This is a genomic window from Cohnella nanjingensis (genome assembly GCF_014212125.1).
In the GTDB taxonomy this organism is placed as follows: Bacteria; Bacillota; Bacilli; order Paenibacillales; family Paenibacillaceae; genus Cohnella; species Cohnella nanjingensis.
Genome location: NZ_JACJVP010000026.1, coordinates 117,793 through 134,746, shown reverse-complemented (window position 1 = coordinate 134,746; position 16,954 = coordinate 117,793). Strand labels below are relative to the sequence as shown.

The following is a 16,954-nucleotide window of genomic DNA, read 5'->3' as shown; positions in this document are numbered from 1 at the left end:
CGTTGGAGGTCTGGAGGTCCGGAGGTCTGGAGGTCCGACAAATCTATGATGACGGAACCATAGGTGCTAAGAATGCAGAATGTCCGCTAACCACCAAATAAGAATCCGATTGGCCATGTCGATTTTATCGTTGCACCTAGTAAAGGCCGGATTCGCCGCTGTGCGATCCTTTTATAGCCTGTCGCAATTTTCATTATAGCCTGTGACCTGGTAAGGTCATGCGTGTTTTTTATGACAAGGCGCCATCAGGGAAAACATGGTATAAAACGGTGGGAATATCGTGATAGACTAAGCTGAGTGTAGGCTATTACGCATATATGCCGTTGATCCGGCAAACGATGGAATGCAAACGCTGGAGCTTATCGAAATATATGACTTCAAAGCGGGGGATCGGGGAAGTGACGACTACAATCATCCATAACGTAAAGGCGGTTCTCGCCGATCATTCGATTCAACCTGCCGCGCTATTCATCCGTGACGGGAGGATCGAAAAGATCGCAAGCGGCCGGACCTCTCTTCCGGTGGGCGACGGGGAGCCGATCGACGGCAAGGGCCGGCTCTTGATTCCGGGCATGATCGACGTGCATATACACGGAGCGAACGGATTCGATATGATGGACGGCAGCGAAGCGAGCATTCAGGCGGTCTCGCGCGCTTGCGCCGCGACGGGATGCACCTCGTTCCTGGCGACATCCGTCAGCTCCTCGATCGAAGATCTGATCGCCATGATCCGCAGCGTCCGACGCGTCGTCGGTCGTGAAGCCGGCGCCCGGATCGCGGGACTTCATCTGGAGGGGCCTTATCTGAATCCCAAGCGCAAAGGCATGCAGAACGAGATGTATCTGCGGCATCCGGATCTCGAGGAGATGAAGGACCTATTCGAAGAAGCGGACGGGCTGATCAAGATGGTGACGATCGCCCCCGAACTGCCCGGCGGCCTGGAGCTGATCTCTTTCCTGAAGGAACGGGGAGTCGTCATCGCCGTCGCGCATTCGGACGCCACCTACGAGGAGGCCAAGCGGGCGTTCGGAGCCGGCGCGAGTCACGTGACCCATTGCTTTAACGGCATGCGGCCCATCCATCATCGGGATCCGGGTCTCGTCGTTGCCGCCTTCGAAGAGGAACACGTGAGTCTCCAAGCGATCGTGGACGGCGTTCATCTGCATCCGGCCATCGTCCGCATGATGCATCGCCTGAAGGGAGCGGACGGCATGGTGCTCGTCACGGACGCCCTGCAGGCGATGGGGCTGGGGGACGGCGACTATCTCTTCGGCGGACATCGCGTCACGGTATCGGAAGGTGTCGCGCGATTGACGGATGGAACATTGGCTTCCAGCACGGTAACGATGAACGAGGCGCTGCGCCTGACGGCGGATTCGGGAATTCCGCTAGCGGATGCCGCAAGGATGGCTTCGGCTACGCCCGCGCGTATCCTCGGTCTGGACGCAAAGGGTCGCATCTCCGAGGGATGCGATGCGGATCTCGTCTTGTTGAACGACCGCTTCGAAGTCCAATGGACCATGATACAAGGCCGGATCGTCACCAGCTGAAGGACTCGCATGGATAACGGATGTGCCGTCATGCCCCTATGGCGGACGGCAAACCTGATCCAAGAAGGGAAGAAGCAATCATGACGCTGCAGCAGTTGAAGTACGTCATCGAGATCGCCAATCGCGGTTCGATGAACGAAGCCGCCAAGCGGTTGTTTATCTCCCAGCCCAGCCTCTCCAATGCGATCAAGGAGCTGGAGGAGGATCTGCGCATTACGATTTTCGAGCGCACGAACAAAGGCATCTCGCTCTCCAAGGAGGGCGCCGAATTTCTCGGTTACGCCCGCCAGGTGATCGAGCAGGCCGAGCTGCTCGAGAACCGCTATCTGAACGCCAAGCCGGCGCCGCAGCACTTCTCGGTGTCGACCCAGCATTACGCCTTCGCCGTGAACGCCTTCGTGAAGCTGGTTCGCGAGCACGGCCAGGAGGAATACGAGCTGGCGCTGCGGGAGACGAAGACCCACGAGATCATCCAGGACGTCAAGAGCCAGCGCAGCGAGATCGGCATCTTGTACGTCAACGAATTCAACGCCAAAGTGATCAACCGGCTGCTGAAGGACGCCAACTTGATTTTCACGAGCCTCTTTACCGCCAAGGCGCACATTTTCATTAGCGTAAACAACCCGCTAGCGCAGCACGCCGTCGTCACGCTGGACCAGCTGCAGGATTATCCTTATCTGTATTTCGAACAGGGAGAGTACAATTCGTTCCACTTCTCCGAAGAGATCCTCAGCACGCTCTCGCACCGCAAAAGCATCCGGGTCAACGACAGGGCGACCCTTTTCAACCTGCTGATCGGCCTGAACGGGTATACGATCTCGACGGGCGTGCTGAGCGCGGACTTGAACGGCAACGAGATCATTCCCGTCCCCCTGGCCAGCGACGAGACGATCCACGTCGGGTGGATCTGCCATCAGAACGCCGCGCTCTCGAAGCTCGCCTCCGCCTACATCCAAGCGCTTCAGGAGGCGGTGGCCGACGCGACGGTTTGATATAGTTTTTGACTATAACCAGCTATAGGTAATCGGAGTTACGCTATGACTGGCAAACCATGCTATCTTTCTGATATCGAGCATCGCGGCGCATCGGCAAGCCCGTATCCGCGCAGCGATGGGCTACATGATCAGAGAGTAGAGGAGTCTGACTATATGTTAAGCGGCAACCTGGGTTATCCCCGTATCGGGCGGAATCGAGAATGGAAGAAGGCGCTGGAAGGCTTTTGGTCCGGCAAGCTGGAGGAGCAGGCCTTCCACGCGGAGCTGAAGGCGATCCGCATTCGCAATCTGAAGGCCCAGCAGGAGCGGGGGATCGACGTCATCCCGGTGGGGGACTTCACGTATTACGATCATATCCTCGATCACGCGGCCATGTTCGGTCTCATCCCCGAACGGTTCGGCTACGCGGGCGGCGAAGTCGACCTCGCGACTTATTACGCCGTGGCGCGGGGCAGCCGCGAGGCGGCAGCCAGCGAGATGACGAAGTGGTTCAATACGAACTATCACTACATCGTGCCGGAACTGGCAAACGCTCGCCCCGCGCTGACGGGCAACCGCCTGCTGGACGCTTACCGCGAGGCGAAGTCGGAGCTGGGCATCGAAGGCAGGCCGGTCCTCGTCGGTCTCTATACGTTCCTGAAGCTGTCCAAGGGCTACGCGCCGGAAGAGCTGGACGGATGGATCGACCGGCTGCTTCCGCTGTACGGCCAGATCCTGCGAGAGCTGGCGGCGGAAGGCGTGCAGTGGGTGCAGGTGGACGAACCGATCCTCGCCACGACGTTGGATGACAAGGATCTGGCCCGCGTCGCCCGCATCTACGAGGCGCTGACCCGGGAAGCGCCGGGCGTCAAGCTGCTGCTGCAGACGTACTTCGAGTCGGTGGATGCCTATCAAGCGTTGACGGCCTTGCCGGTGCACGGCATCGGCCTCGACTTCGTGCATGACGGCGGCCGCAACCTGTCGGCGATCCGCGAGATCGGCTTCCCGGAGGACAAGGTGCTAGGTGCCGGCCTGATCGACGGCCGCGCCATCTGGCGGGCCGACCTTCAGGATAAACTGGTAGCGCTGACCGCGCTGCGCGAACACGTGTCTGCCGACCGGATCATCGTCCAGCCGTCCAGCAGCTTGCTTCACGTTCCGGTCAGCGCCGCCCAGGAGGAGGCGCTGGACCCGGTGCTGCGCGGCGCGCTGGCGTTCGCCGACGAGAAACTCGAGGAGCTCGCGCTGCTCGCCAAGGCCGTCCGTTCGGGCGTCGAGGCCGTCGCCGCCGAACTGGCTGCGGCGGTAGGCAACCGGCAGGCGCTCGCCCGGTCGCCGTCCCGCCATCGTTCGCTCGTTCAAGCGCAAATGGCGAAGCTGGCTTCTCAGCCCGCGGCCAGATCGGACGTCTTCCAGGTCCGCCAGGAAGCCCAGCGCCGGAGATGGAACCTGCCGCTGCTGCCGACGACCACGATCGGGAGCTTCCCGCAGACGCCGGAAGTGCGCGGCGCCAGACAGAAGTGGCGCAAGGGAGAATGGAGCGGCGAGCGTTACGAGGCGTTCATCCGGGAGCAGATCAGCGCCTGGGTCGACATTCAGACGGAGCTGGGACTCGACGTGTTCGTGCACGGCGAATTCGAGCGCAACGATATGGTGGAGTTTTTCGGCGAGAAGCTCGAAGGCTTTGCCTTCACGGCGAACGGTTGGGTGCAATCGTACGGCTCCCGCTGCGTGAAGCCTCCGATCATCTATGGCGACGTGGAGTGGTCGGCGCCGATGACGGTCGCGGAGACGGTATACGCGCAATCGCTGACGGAAAAGCCGATGAAGGGCATGCTGACGGGACCGATCACCATCCTGAACTGGTCGTTCGTCCGCGACGACAAGACTCGCGAAGAGGTCGCCTATCAGATCGCGCTGGCGCTGAGAGGGGAAGTAGAAGCGCTCGAAGCGGCGGGCATCGGCATGATTCAAGTCGACGAGCCCGCGATTCGCGAAGGGCTCCCGCTCAAGCGGGAGCAATGGCAGCCTTACCTGGATTGGGCCGTTCGGGCGTTCCGGATCTCCACGGCCACGGTCCGGAACGAGACCCAAATTCATACGCATATGTGCTACAGCGAATTCCACGAGATCATCGATGCGATCGGAGCGCTGGACGCGGACGTCATCTCGATCGAGACTTCGCGCAGCCACGGGGAGTTGATCTCGATCTTCGAGGCGCATACGTATGACAAAGGAATCGGTCTGGGCGTATACGACATTCACAGCCCGCGGGTGCCGGATGTCGACGAGATGGGCAGCATGATCGACCGGGCGTTGCGGGTGTTGGATCCCGCCCAGTTCTGGATCAATCCGGATTGCGGCCTCAAGACGCGCAAATACGAGGAGACGATTGCTTCGCTCCGCCATATGGTGCAGGCTACCGACAAGGCTCGCGAGAAATATGCGATCCGGGCTCATTGATACGATCTTCCTTTATAGTGAATCGAGACGGGCCGCGCCGCGCGAGCCCGTCTTTCGTTTCTACGCGGCTCTTCCAGCAAGGAATAGGGGAGTCGGCGTCGAATAAGAAAAATAAGTCGCGATCGAAGGGAGAATTAGGATGGATCAGATCCATAATACGACGCAGGAAAGCGATCTGCCCAAGATTGGCAATCCCGCTACGCGTGCTCTCGCCCATGCAGGATATGATAGACTTGATCAACTTGCAAAGGTGACCGTAGATGACCTTTTGAAGCTGCATGGCGTAGGACCTAGAGCCGTGAGAATATTAAATGAAGCTCTTCAAGCGAGAGGGCTGTCATTTGCAAAAAAAACATAAAACGCAGCCGCCATTCCAGTGGGCGGTTTTATTTTTGGTCATACAGAATGGGATATGTTTTCCGCCTATCCATCTTTGCATGACCTCCGATAAAAACGTATCGCCCTCTTCTGAGAAGACGACAAAGCCGTTTTTACTTGGAGGTAGAGAAATGCAAGCAAGCCAAGCAACCGATCGAATGTATTGGGTAAGCGTCATGCGCGCGATTGCGGGACCCGTGCTGGAGAAGCTTGTACAGCGTCAGTTGAAACGCGCGATGCCGGTCGAAAGAAAGACGGAAGAGAGATTGGATTATAGTCATTTGGAAGCCTTCGCCCGAACGCTGACCGGCCTAGCGCCTTGGCTGGAATCCGTTCCCGTAGACCCGGAGGAACGGGCGCTTCGCGACCGGTATGCCGATCTGGCGCGTCAAGCGATCGATGCGGCGACGGATCCGGACTCGCCGGATTACATGAACTTCGGCGAAGGCGCCCAGCCGATCGTCGACGCCGCGTTTCTCGCCCATGCGATTCTGCGCGCGCCTATCGAGCTAGGGGAGAAGCTGGAGCCAACCGTCAAGCAACACCTCGTAAACGCGCTAAAGGCGACGCGCACGCGCAAGCCTTTCTTCAGCAATTGGCTGTTATTTTCCGCGATGATCGAGACGGCGCTATTCCGCATGGACCAGGACTGGGACCCGATGAGAATCGATTACGCCCTAAAGCAGCATGAGCAGTGGTACTTGGGGGACGGCATCTACGGCGACGGTCCGGAATACCATGCGGATTACTATAACAGCTTCGTCATTCAGCCCATGTTGATCGATGTCGTCGAGCACGTAGCGGGGATCTACCCGGATTGGGACGCATTGCGGGATCGTATCGTGGCTAGAGCCATTCGTCACGCCAGCGTCCTGGAGCGGTCCATCTCGCCGGAAGGGACGTTCCCCGTCATCGGCAGATCGCTCGCGTACCGGTTCGGCGTCTTTCAATTGCTATCCCAGATCGCGTTAAGGAAGCAACTGCAGCCGGAGATCGCTCCCTCCCAGGTCAGATGCGCGCTCACGAGCGTCATGCGGCGCATGATCGAAGCCGAGGGTACGTTCGACGACGACGGCTGGCTACGGATCGGCTTCTGCGGACATCAGCCCGAATTGGGGGAGACGTATATCTCGACGGGAAGCCTCTATCTATGCTCGACCGTGTTTCTTCCGCTCGGGCTTCCCGAGAGCGACCCGTTCTGGGCCGACGAACCCCGCATGTGGACGTCGCAGCAAGCCTGGTCGGGGTCCGGCTATTTTAAAGCGATCGATCAAGCGTTATAAAGAAAGCTTTGGCTATAAATTAAAAACACCCCGCCGATGCGGCCGATTAGGCCGTCATGGCGGGGAATTCGGGTTAGCTCAACTTCGCGACGGAGACCGCGATCTTCTCCATGTCGGCTTTGCTCACCTTGCCGTCCGGCGAGCTGATCGTCACGAAGCGATCGTCCAGCTTGAAGGTCAGCATCGGCGTCTGATCCGGCGTGTACCACTTGGCGGACGTCCCGTTGGACAGCTTCACCGTCTTGCCTTCGTACTCGTACGCGTAATCCCGCGGAGAGACGTTCACAGTCGTATGGTCGAACACAAGGTTCACGCCATCCCCCGTTGCGACGACTTTTTGATAGGCGTCCCCTTTTTTCATCGACTTCGGCGCGTAGGCCGTCTCGAACGATTCGAAGCCCGCGAACGCCTTCTTGATCTCCTTGATCTGAGCGTCGCTATACTTCATGGTCGCGAGCGATTGGACGGCCGAATGGGAGACCTTATCGACGGATACCGCGATCTTCTCCATATCGGCTTTGCTTACCTTTCCGTTCGGCGAGCTGATCGTCACGAAGCGATCGTTCAACTTGAAAGTCAGCATCGGCGTCTTGTCCGGCGTGTACCACTTGGCGGACGTGCCGTTGGACAGCTTCACCGTCTTGCCGTCGTATTCGAACGAGTAGTCCCGTGGAGAGACGTTCACCGTCATGCGGTTGAAGACAAGATTCACCCCATCGCCCGTGGCGACGGCTTTTTGATAGGCGTCTCCCTTTTTCATCGACTTCGGCGCGTAGGCCGTCTCGAACGATTCGAATTGCGCAAATGCCTTCCGGATCTCCTTGATCTGGGCGTCGCTGTACTTCACGGACACAAGCGATTGGACGGCCGGACGGGAGGTTCCCGTCTGAACGACAGGCGGCTTCGAGGCGAGCTTGGGAGCAGCGCCTTTATGCGTATTGGCAGCGGCGTACACGCCGGCTGCTCCCGTGACGGTCATGCCGAGTACAGCCAGGGCGACAATCGATTTTTTCATTTTTTTCAACTTGAACAACTCCTTTATTTGAAATCGATAATTTGGGTGACGGAGATCCCTTGCTTGTCGGCCGTCGTGACGGCTAACCGCGTTCCGGAAGGGTTCCAGGTCAGCGGATATTGGGGAAATGCGTACGGGGCGACGAGGGAAACTTTGCCGGTGGCGGCATGCAGCAGATACACCCCGTTCATGCCGTTCTGATCCTCGGCGTAGACCGAGAAAGCGAGCTTGGAGCCGTCGGGGGACCATGAGAGATCAGGCACCAGATCCCCTTTGCCCAGCAAGGATCCTTTGGCATCCCCTTCGGAACCGAACAGATGGAGATCCGAGCCTGCCGACCCGGCCGCGTTGACGCTCGTCGCGGCGATCAGGCCGCCGCCCGGCGACAGTTTGAACGTGACGACATTGCGGACGAGCACCTTCGGCTTGCGCTCGTTCGGCGCGAACGTCTTCAGATTGTTGTGCTTGTCGATATAGTAGATGCGTCCTTGCCCGGCGTCGAATTGATCGAACACCTCGACATCGGGATCGTCGAGCTGGAGCGTCGCGACGGCGCCGTCGGTCGAGATCAAGCGGAGATCTCCGCGGCCTTCCATGGACCCGGCGGCCAAGACGTAGGTGCCGTTATCGAACCAACCGCCCTTTTCCAGGTAATTGTCGCCCCGCACTTCGACGCTGGCTCCCGTACCGAGATTCACGATGGCGTTCGACGCCTCATACTTGTTCCGCCAGGTCTGCCGGAAGCTGTACCGGCCGTCGGGCGAGAGATTGTCCCGCACGAATTCGGCGTCTTCGGTCTCGGACGGCATCTTCACCGGACGCACCTCTTGCCGCAGATCGCGCGTAAGATCGAACTTCGACGTCTCGTATGCGAACTTCGCCTCCTCCGTGCCCGTCGCGGGCTTGATCAGCTTGGTCGTCGTGATCCTCACCGCATCGTCCGACAGCCAGGCGTCGACGCTGGCTCCTTCCAGCCGGTGAATGCGCGCGATGGCGACATCTTGGCCGGCCTTGGGGCCGGAGCCTTTGACGATCGTCAGCTTGCGGCCCTCACCGGCCGGATCGCCGGCGGGGGTGCCGGTCGCCGCCTCTCCGCCGTTCAGGCTATCGGCAGGCGAGGGCGTCGTGAGGCGGTCTTGGCTTGGCTGACAAGCCACCAGGGTCGACAAGAGGGCGATCGCGGCGCCGAATCCGTACGTTCTCGATGCTTTCCAAGCTTTCATGTACATTCCCTCCCGAAGGATCAAGATCAGGGCGACGGCCGGCAGCGCTGGGCGGTTCGCGGCGCCGTCCCTCATCCGTTGTCCTTCTTGACTCCAATATAAGGTCCGATTATCTCGGAAAGATTGCCGACTTGTATCGAAGTTGTAAACCTTACTCATGCAGAGGCCGCTCGGCCGGCAAGACGAGGACGAAGCGGGAACCGTTCGCGCCGGATTCGGCGAGCCGCACCGACCCGCCTTGCTTCTCCGCGAGGCTGCGCACGAGCGCCAGCCCAAGCCCGGTCCCGCCGGCCGTCCGGGAACGATCGGCGCTGACCGTATAGAACGGATCGAAGATCCGGCTCTGCGCCTCGGGCGGAATCCCGATGCCCGTGTCCGCGACTTCGATGACGGCGGCGGGAAGGCCTTCGTCGCTCGTCTCCGTCCGGTTGGAGATCGTGACGACGCCTCCCGGCTTGTTGTATTTGATCGCGTTATCGAGCAGATTAAGCGTGATGTGCATGAGGTTGTCCGGATCGGCCCAGGCCGCGCCTTCGGTCAGCCGGGCCGCGATGCGGACGTTTGCCGCCGCGGCCTTCGCCTGCAGACGGTTCACGGCCTCTTCGATCAGCGGGAGGAGCCGGACCGATTCGGCGTAGGTCTCGAGCTCGTATACGTCCATGGCCGACAGCTGGAGCGCCTTCTCCACCAGCGCGTACAGCCGCTCCGCGTCGCTCCGGATGCGCGATCCGGCTTGCTCGAGCAGCGCCGGATCGTCCCGGTACATCTCGAGCAGATCGGCGTAGGCCAGGATGGAGGTAAGAGGAGTCTTCAATTCGTGGCTGATGTTGCCGATAAACTGCTTTTGCTGCTGCTCCAGCTCCTGCAGCTTCCCGATCGCGTCCAGCAGCTTCGTCTGCTCCTCCGTCAGCTGCCGGACGGAGGAGGCGATCCGCTCGCTCATCTCATAGATGCCGACGGACAGCTCGCCGAGCTCGTCGCCGCGAACGACCGGAGAGGCCGACAGATAGTCCCCCCGTCCGATCCGCTGGGCGGCCTCGTTCAGCCGGGCGATGGCGTTTACCTGACGCCGGACGTACAGGTAACCGATGAGGAAGCCTCCGGCCAGAACGGCGGCGCCCGTCGCCAGGAACAATTGCCGGATGCGCTCGTAGAACGCGTGCTGTTCGGCCAAGGAGGCGTGGAATTGAACGGTGCCCAACAATTGGTCGGCATTGTACAGAGGCGCCAGATAGAGCAGCTGGTCGCCTTCCGTGATGTACGCGGATTGCCCGCGGGCCGTATAGATTAAGGCGTCGGAGACGTCCGCCTTGGGTTGGATCGGCAGAGAAGTGCCGGCGAACAAGCCGTCGGCCCGGTATACGGTGACCGCCATCCCGCTCTGTTCGGCCAGATCGATGGCCAGCCGCTGCCCGTTCTGGTTCATGAACGTATCCGGGTCCGTCCGCTCGCCGGTCAGGTATTGCTGGCGCACCCTCAAATTAGCCGCATCTGCTTGATGGGAGAACGATTGCTCCAGGCGCGTCCGCTGATCCTCGCGGATGCCGGCGAGGACGAGCATGCTCAGCATCACCAATACGAGCGCCAGCAGCAGGGCGAGGAGGAGCGAGACCTTACCTTTGAGTCCGATGCGGAACCTTTTCGTCTTCATGACGGGGGCGCCTTTACGGATTTGTAGCCGACGCCGTAGACGGTCTGAATGAGGGCCTGCCGTTCGCCCAGCTTTTTGCGCAGCCGCTGGACGTGAATGTCGACCGTGCGGGTGCCGCCCGCGAAGTCCATCTCCCACACTTGCTCGAGGAGCGATTCCCGCGAATAGACGCGCTCCGGATTCCGCGCGAGCAGGACGAGGAGGTCGAATTCCTTCGGCGTGAGCTCGAGCGGCTTCCCGTCCAGACGGACGGTGCGGCTGTATTCTTCGATTCGCAGACCGCCCAACTGCAGTGCCTCCGGCGCGGCCGCCGCCGCCGAATGCGCGGCGTCGGAGCCGCGCCTGCGCGACAGCGCCTTGACGCGGGCGATCAACTCGCGCATATCGAAGGGCTTCGTCATATAATCGTCCGCGCCGAGCTCGAGGCCCAGCACCTTGTCCACGATGTCGCTTTTGACGGTCAGCAGCAGGATGGCGGGCCTGTCCGGACCTTCCAGCTTGCGGCAGACGTCATAGCCGTTCATGCGAGGCATCATGACGTCCAGCACCATGACATCCGGCTTGAAGACGTACGCGCGTTCGAGCGCCTCGATGCCGTCCGCCGCGGTCTCGACGGCGTAGCCTTCTCTTTGAAGCGCATAGGCGATCGCGCCGGAGATGCCGGCTTCGTCGTCCACGACGAGCACGTTAACCATGCCTGCTCAGCTCCTTGCTTTCTTTTCCCCTGGAAAATTGTTGCGTTTAGGGAATCTGGTTCTTTGACGGGGCGATAGGTTGGAAGGTTGCGCATCGGGTTCGCCTCCGATGCATGAAGCATCGCCTGGAAGCGGATGCGGTAATCGTCAACCGCAGAATATGTCCGCTTGCCCGGGAATTCACGCGCGGGGGCTGTCATGCAAACAGAACCGTTTCCGATATTCGGCGGGGGTTGCGCGGTAGGTCTCCTTGAACTTTCGGTAGAAGTGGTTGAAGTTTGTATATCCGACTTCCTCTGCGATGCGGCGGACCTGAAAGTCCGTATTTTCCAGCAGCAGCTTGGCTTTGCGCAGACGCAGGTCTTGCACCATTTGACGATAGGTTTTGCCGAAATTTTGTTTGAGCAGCCGGCTTAAATAGTTGGGATGAAAATGAAAATGTCTTGCGGTCTGCGCCAAGGTGGTCGTCTCGTAGCGCTCCTCGATGTATTGCAGAATCTCGACGCCGGGCGCGCGGCCGGCGCCCGCCGTATCGGCCGGCAGATGCGGGGTCGTCCGCAACAGTTCGGTGAATAGCAGAATAAGGTAGCAATTCATCGCCTCGCCCGATCCCAGCTGAGGATCCAAATATTCCCGCATGGCGGCGCAAAGATAGCGGCGGACGACTTCGTTCTGCTGGGAGGCGAAGTGGAGATACCTCCCGCGCATCGTAGGCTTGTAGATCGCATCGATGACGAATTCCGAGAGCAAGTCATTTTCAGCAAGTCGGGCCAGAATGCTGTGGTTAAAATAATCCTTCCGGAACAGCACGTTGACGATGATCGTATCGGCTTCCGCCTTCCGGATCGTATGCACCACATCCGTATCCAAGAGCGTGATGTCGCCTTCTCCCATCTCTACCGCGTTGCCGTTGATGATCTGCGTGCAGCTGCCGGAAAAGGCGTAGCTCATCTCCAGAAAATTGTGCTTGTGCGAGTAGATCTCGACGAAGCGCGGATGCTTCAGGAACGACACTTTCTCGGTGCTCTTCATCATCACATCCGCCGATAGCACATGGTCTCCGCCGCTGAGAGAAGGAATCGCTCGATCGGTCAGGACTAAGATCTTTTCCAGACTGTCGATCCCCTGCGCGATCGCGATGGATTCAATCGGGTCGTAAGCAGTCAAATAAGCTTCCAGTTCCTCTTGCGTCATGCGTCTGTCCTCCCCGACCGATCTCCCGCATGGGGTCCTGCATTCGAAGGTTATATTTTGCCACAAAACTGCTCCTATTGTGACATTGTGACCTCATGCCGTCTTTCTATAAGATTGATAATGGCACCGCTTACAGGGAGTTGCAACCTTTTTGTTTTGTAAGGCTTTACAAAAAGGGGCGGCCGCCAAGATGCGCGCCATGGCCAGCATGCGCAGCAATCTCATTTGGGATAAAGGGGATGGCAGGATGAAGGACGGAAGAACGGCGGGGATGCCCCTCAAAGAAAAATTAGCGTTCGGAGCCGGCGCTTTCGGCAAGGATTTCGTGTATTTGTTTATCACGCTCTATATTTTGTACTTTTTTACGGATGTCCTCCAGATCTCGGCGGTCACCGCCGGAACGATCCTGCTGGTCGTTCGTCTGATCGATGCCGGGTTCGATCTGCCGTTCGGATTCGCGGTCGACAAGACCCGGTCCCGATGGGGAAAGCTCAGGCCTTATCTGCTGTTCGGGGCGATCCCGTACGGCATCGTGACCGCGCTTCTGTTCTACACGCCGGATCTGTCCGGCAGCGGGAAAATCTACTATGCATTCAGCTTCTATCTGCTCATTAGCATTCTATACAGCGTGATCAGCATTCCTCATGCCGCCTTGAACACCGTCATGACCGACAGCATGAAGGAACGGGCGCAGCTGTCGACGATTCTGCTCATCTTCTCGGGTATGGCCATCACGCTCGTCAGCAGCGTCACGCTCCCGATCGTCGCGCTTTTTCCGAACGAGCAAGCCGGCTACCTCTTTATGGGGGCAACCGTCGGCCTCGTGGCGATCGTGCTGATTCTGGTGTGCTTCAAGGGCACGTCGGAACAGATCGCGGATTCCGAGCGCCAAGCGGCGATTCCATTCAAGGTGGCCATACGTACGATCTTCACCAACAAACCGTATTTAGCGCTTTCCGTCTCCTTCTTCATGCTGCAAGTGTGCTTTGGCGTACGGGGTGCGGCATCCATCTACTATTTCATCTACAACGTCGGCAACGTCAACTTGTTCAGCATGGTTTCGCTCGTGGGTGGCCTTGCGGGACTCGGTTTGCAGTTTTTTGCCCCCGCCTTCATCATGAAGTTCGGCAAACGGAGCCTGTATATCTGGACCGGCGTCCTGTTGATTGCGGATCTGGCCGCGATCTACATGGCCCCCACCGGCAGCGTGCCGCTCGTCTTTATCTTGAATACGCTGGCCAGCATTCTGGCCGGACTGAGCATGCTGGCCGCGTGGGCCTCGCTGCCGGATGCGATCGATTACTCCGTTCGCCGCAACGGCCTGCATATCGAAGGGATGTATTACTCGTTGTACAACTTCCTGCAGAAGCTCGGTTCTTCAGTAGCCGGCGGCCTCTCCGGCGTCGTGCTCGCCGCTTACGGCTATCAGACGGGCGGCGCTCCAACCGCCGACAGCCTCGAAGGGATTCGGGTCACCTCCACGTTGATTCCGGCTGCATGCGCGGTCGTCTTCACGATCGCGATGCTCTTCTATCGAACGCACCGTACGGAACCTGCGAATGCAGGGACAGAAGGGAGTGTCATCCATGGCCAATAATACCGGACGATTGCACGTTGCCGGATTGAGAACCGAAAGCCAGGTGAATCCGCTCGGGATGGATGTACGGATCCCTCGCTTCAGCTGGCGCATCGAGACGGAAGGCCGCGGCGTCATGCAAGCAGCCTACCACGTGATCGTCAGAGATGAGGCCGGGGCAGAAATATGGAACAGCGGGAAGACGGCTGCCGACACGTCACTATGGATCGCGTATGGCGGACCTGCGCTGCAGTCGCGTCAGCGCTATACGTGGCGGGTGAAGATATGGGACACGGCAGGCCGCGAGTCGGACTGGAGCGACGCGGCCTTCTGGGAGATGGGGCTGCTGCAGCCGGAGGATTGGCAAGCGCGCTGGATCGAGCCCGTTCAGAGGGATGCGGTCAGCGAGCCGTTCATCACGATCGGCGAGATGTTCTCGGATGCATTCACGGATGCCACGCTGGAGGAGAAGGCTGAGGACCTGCGGCCGTCTCAAATGCTGAGGCGCGCCTTCCGGTCGCAAGGCCAGGTGGCGAAGGCCCGCCTGTATGCGACCAGCCATGGCCTCTACCGGCTGCAGCTGAACGGCTGCCGCGTTGGGGATGTCGAGCTCGCGCCGGATTTTACCGCCTATGATGTCCATCTGCAATATCAGACGTACGATGTGACGGATCTCCTCCAGGCCGGGGACAACGCGCTCGGCGCCGTCCTCGCGGACGGCTGGTATCTGGGCCGGATTCAACTGACAGGCCACAGCTGCCAATTCGGCAGCAAGATGGGCCTGCTGATTCAGCTGGAGATTGACTATGAAGACGGAACGAGACGGATCATCGGCTCCGATGAGCGCTTCGTCTCCAGCACGGGGCCCTGGCAGTATGCGGACTTGTTCATCGGGGAGCGATACGACGCCCGCCTCGAACAGGACGGTTGGAGCCGCGCGGGCTTCAACGATGAAGGATGGGTGCCGGTCGCGCTGGCCGACGAGCCGCTGGACAATCTGAGCGCCCAATACGGTCCGCCGGTCCGAGCGATGAAGGAGCTGTCGCCTGTCGCGATCGTCCACGAGGACGACCGGGCGCAGATTGTCGATTTCGGGCAGATCATGGCGGGCCGCGTCCGCCTTGCCGTAGATGCGCCGGCAGGCACGATCATTCGGATGGAGCACAGCGAGGTGCTGGATCGGGACGGCCGCTTCTTCATGAACATTCTCGGTCGCAACAAGCATCAGACCGACGTTTATATCGCGCGGGGAGACGGACCTGAGGTCTACGAACCGGTCTTCACGTTCCACGGTTTCCGCTATGTTCGCATCACCGGCTATCCCGCACCCCTTCGTCCGGAGGATATCCAAGCCGTCGTCCTGTACAGCGATATGGACGTCACCGGCGAATTCGAATGCTCGGATGAACGGCTCAATCAGCTCCAGCACAACATTCAATGGAGCCAGATGACGAATATGCTGTCCATTCCGACCGATTGCCCGCAGCGCGAGCGTGCCGGCTGGACCGGGGATATTCAAGTGTTTGCGCCCACGGCGGCTTTCAACATGGACGTCTCCGCCTTCTTGAGCCGCTGGCTGGTCAATGTTCGCAAGGAGCAATTCCCGGACGGACAAATCCCCAACTTCGTCCCGACCGGCGGCAACTACGTGCGTGAGAGCAGTGCCATGGGGCAGCTGTCCAGCGCCGGCTGGGGCGACGGGATCGTGATCGTGCCTTGGGCGCTGTACCGGAGCTACGGCGATGTGCGCGTCCTGGCGGACAACTATGAGGCGATGACCCGATGGCATGCCTATGTCCGGCGTACGGCCGAGAATGAACTGCCGGAAGGGTTCGATACGGGCGGGGATGCCGAACGGTTGGCGCGTCAGCGCTATCTGTGGAACACGGGCTTTCATTTCGGCGACTGGCTCATCCCGAGCATCGTGATGAATAGGGAGGAGGGCCAAGGTCCGATGGACAGCGCCCTTCTCACCAAGGAACTCGTCGCTACGTGCTGCTACGCATACTCCAGCCAACTGCTCGCCGACATCTCCGACGTACTGGGCAAACCGGAGGAAGCGGGGCATTACCGGGAATTGAACGCCCAGATCCGGCAAGCGTTCGAAGCGGAATACGTGGCGGACGACGGCAGGCTATCCTCGCACTATCAAGGAATATACGTGCTTGCGCTCCAGATGAATATGGTCTCCAATGCGAGGCGCGGTTTGCTCGTACGGCAATTGGCGCACCTCATCGAAGCCAATGGCGATCGCCTGGATACGGGCTTCCTCTCGGTGCCGTTCTTGATGGATGTGCTGTGCCGCGAGGGCCGGACGGATATGGCTTACCGTCTGCTCTACCAGACCGCATGTCCGTCCTGGCTGTATGCGGTGGAGCGGGGAGCGACGACCGTCTGGGAGTCCTGGTCCGCTATCGCGCCGGACGGCACGGTAGGGCATATGTCCTTCAACCATTACGCGTTCGGCTGCATCGGCGACTGGATGTACCGACATCTGGCAGGCTTGCGGGCCGAGGCGCCGGGGTACAAGAAGAGCAGGATCGAGCTCCATCCGGATTGCGGATTAACGTCGGCGGCCGTCCGCCTTCAGACCGGCTACGGCCTGTTGGCGTCCGCTTGGTCCAGAGACGGGGACCGAATCGCCTTGACGGTGAACGTGCCGGTCAACACGTCGGCGGCGGTCATGCTCCCGGCGGACGGGGAGACGAGGTTGAACGGCGGTCCGCTGCGCGAAGACTCGGAAGGCGTGATCGGAATCGCGGCGTCTGAGGGGCAACGAGAAGTTCATATCGGAAGCGGGATGTACGCGTTTGAATATCAAGTTCAATAAGCAATGCCGCTTAAAGCGCAGGCCAAACAAAAGCGGCCGAGATTTTCTCGGCAGTCTAGAGCCGCATCTTCATCGGATGCGGCTTCTTTTGTTAGGGCGCCGAACATGTTGGACCGCCGCAT

Annotated in this window: 12 protein-coding genes; 7 read left to right on the top strand and 5 right to left on the bottom strand. The window is 59.8% G+C overall.

The window, feature by feature from the left end:
* Positions 1–371 precede the first annotated feature (371 nt).
* The 5 genes from nagA to H7C19_RS17035 all read left to right on the top strand — a co-directional run bounded on the left by nagA (position 372) and on the right by H7C19_RS17035 (position 6,648).
* The gene (gene nagA / locus H7C19_RS17055) at positions 372–1,550 is read left to right on the top strand and encodes an N-acetylglucosamine-6-phosphate deacetylase (protein ID WP_185143864.1); all 1,179 of its coding nucleotides are present in this window, start codon (positions 372–374) and stop codon (positions 1,548–1,550) included.
* Positions 1,551–1,630: 80 nt separating this feature from the next.
* A complete protein-coding gene (locus H7C19_RS17050) occupies positions 1,631–2,542 on the top strand; it encodes a LysR family transcriptional regulator (RefSeq protein WP_185143863.1) in 912 nt (303 codons plus the stop codon).
* Positions 2,543–2,698: 156 nt separating this feature from the next.
* Positions 2,699–4,987 (top strand): 5-methyltetrahydropteroyltriglutamate--homocysteine S-methyltransferase, encoded by a 2,289-nt coding sequence (metE, locus tag H7C19_RS17045; RefSeq protein WP_185143862.1) that lies wholly within the window; start codon positions 2,699–2,701, stop codon positions 4,985–4,987.
* Between the two features lie 139 nt (positions 4,988–5,126).
* A complete protein-coding gene (locus tag H7C19_RS17040; RefSeq protein ID WP_185143861.1) occupies positions 5,127–5,345 on the top strand; it encodes a helix-hairpin-helix domain-containing protein in 219 nt (72 codons plus the stop codon).
* 178 nt (positions 5,346–5,523) lie between these two features.
* Positions 5,524–6,648 carry a DUF2264 domain-containing protein gene (locus H7C19_RS17035; protein WP_246469568.1) on the top strand — a complete coding sequence of 375 codons (1,125 nt, stop codon included), beginning with the start codon at positions 5,524–5,526 and terminating at the stop codon, positions 6,646–6,648.
* 73 nt (positions 6,649–6,721) lie between these two features.
* Here the strand turns inward: H7C19_RS17035 and H7C19_RS35495 are convergent, their stop codons facing one another.
* The 5 genes from H7C19_RS35495 to H7C19_RS17010 form a co-directional block, all read right to left on the bottom strand.
* Positions 6,722–7,663: a hypothetical protein gene (locus H7C19_RS35495; RefSeq protein ID WP_185143898.1), complete on the bottom strand. Its 942-nt coding sequence runs from the start codon at positions 7,661–7,663 to the stop codon at positions 6,722–6,724.
* A 23-nt stretch (positions 7,664–7,686) separates the two neighbouring features.
* Entirely contained in the window at positions 7,687–8,886 is a 1,200-nt protein-coding gene (locus H7C19_RS17025) for a TolB family protein (protein WP_185143859.1), read from the bottom strand.
* Positions 8,887–9,037: 151 nt separating this feature from the next.
* Positions 9,038–10,537 carry a sensor histidine kinase gene (locus H7C19_RS17020; protein ID WP_185143858.1) on the bottom strand — a complete coding sequence of 500 codons (1,500 nt, stop codon included), beginning with the start codon at positions 10,535–10,537 and terminating at the stop codon, positions 9,038–9,040.
* The gene (locus H7C19_RS17015; RefSeq protein WP_185143857.1) at positions 10,534–11,232 is read right to left on the bottom strand and encodes a response regulator transcription factor; all 699 of its coding nucleotides are present in this window, start codon (positions 11,230–11,232) and stop codon (positions 10,534–10,536) included. Before H7C19_RS17015 ends, H7C19_RS17020 begins: the two co-directional genes overlap by 4 nt.
* Positions 11,233–11,412: 180 nt before the next feature.
* Positions 11,413–12,426 (bottom strand): AraC family transcriptional regulator, encoded by a 1,014-nt coding sequence (locus tag H7C19_RS17010; RefSeq protein ID WP_185143856.1) that lies wholly within the window; start codon positions 12,424–12,426, stop codon positions 11,413–11,415.
* 247 nt (positions 12,427–12,673) lie between these two features.
* Between H7C19_RS17010 and H7C19_RS17005 the strand changes: the two genes are divergently transcribed.
* A complete protein-coding gene (locus H7C19_RS17005) occupies positions 12,674–14,023 on the top strand; it encodes an MFS transporter (RefSeq protein WP_185143855.1) in 1,350 nt (449 codons plus the stop codon).
* Positions 14,013–16,832, top strand: coding sequence for an alpha-L-rhamnosidase (locus H7C19_RS17000; RefSeq protein ID WP_185143854.1), 2,820 nt, complete (start codon positions 14,013–14,015; stop codon positions 16,830–16,832). Before H7C19_RS17005 ends, H7C19_RS17000 begins: the two co-directional genes overlap by 11 nt.
* The last annotated feature ends 122 nt before the right edge of the window (positions 16,833–16,954 follow it).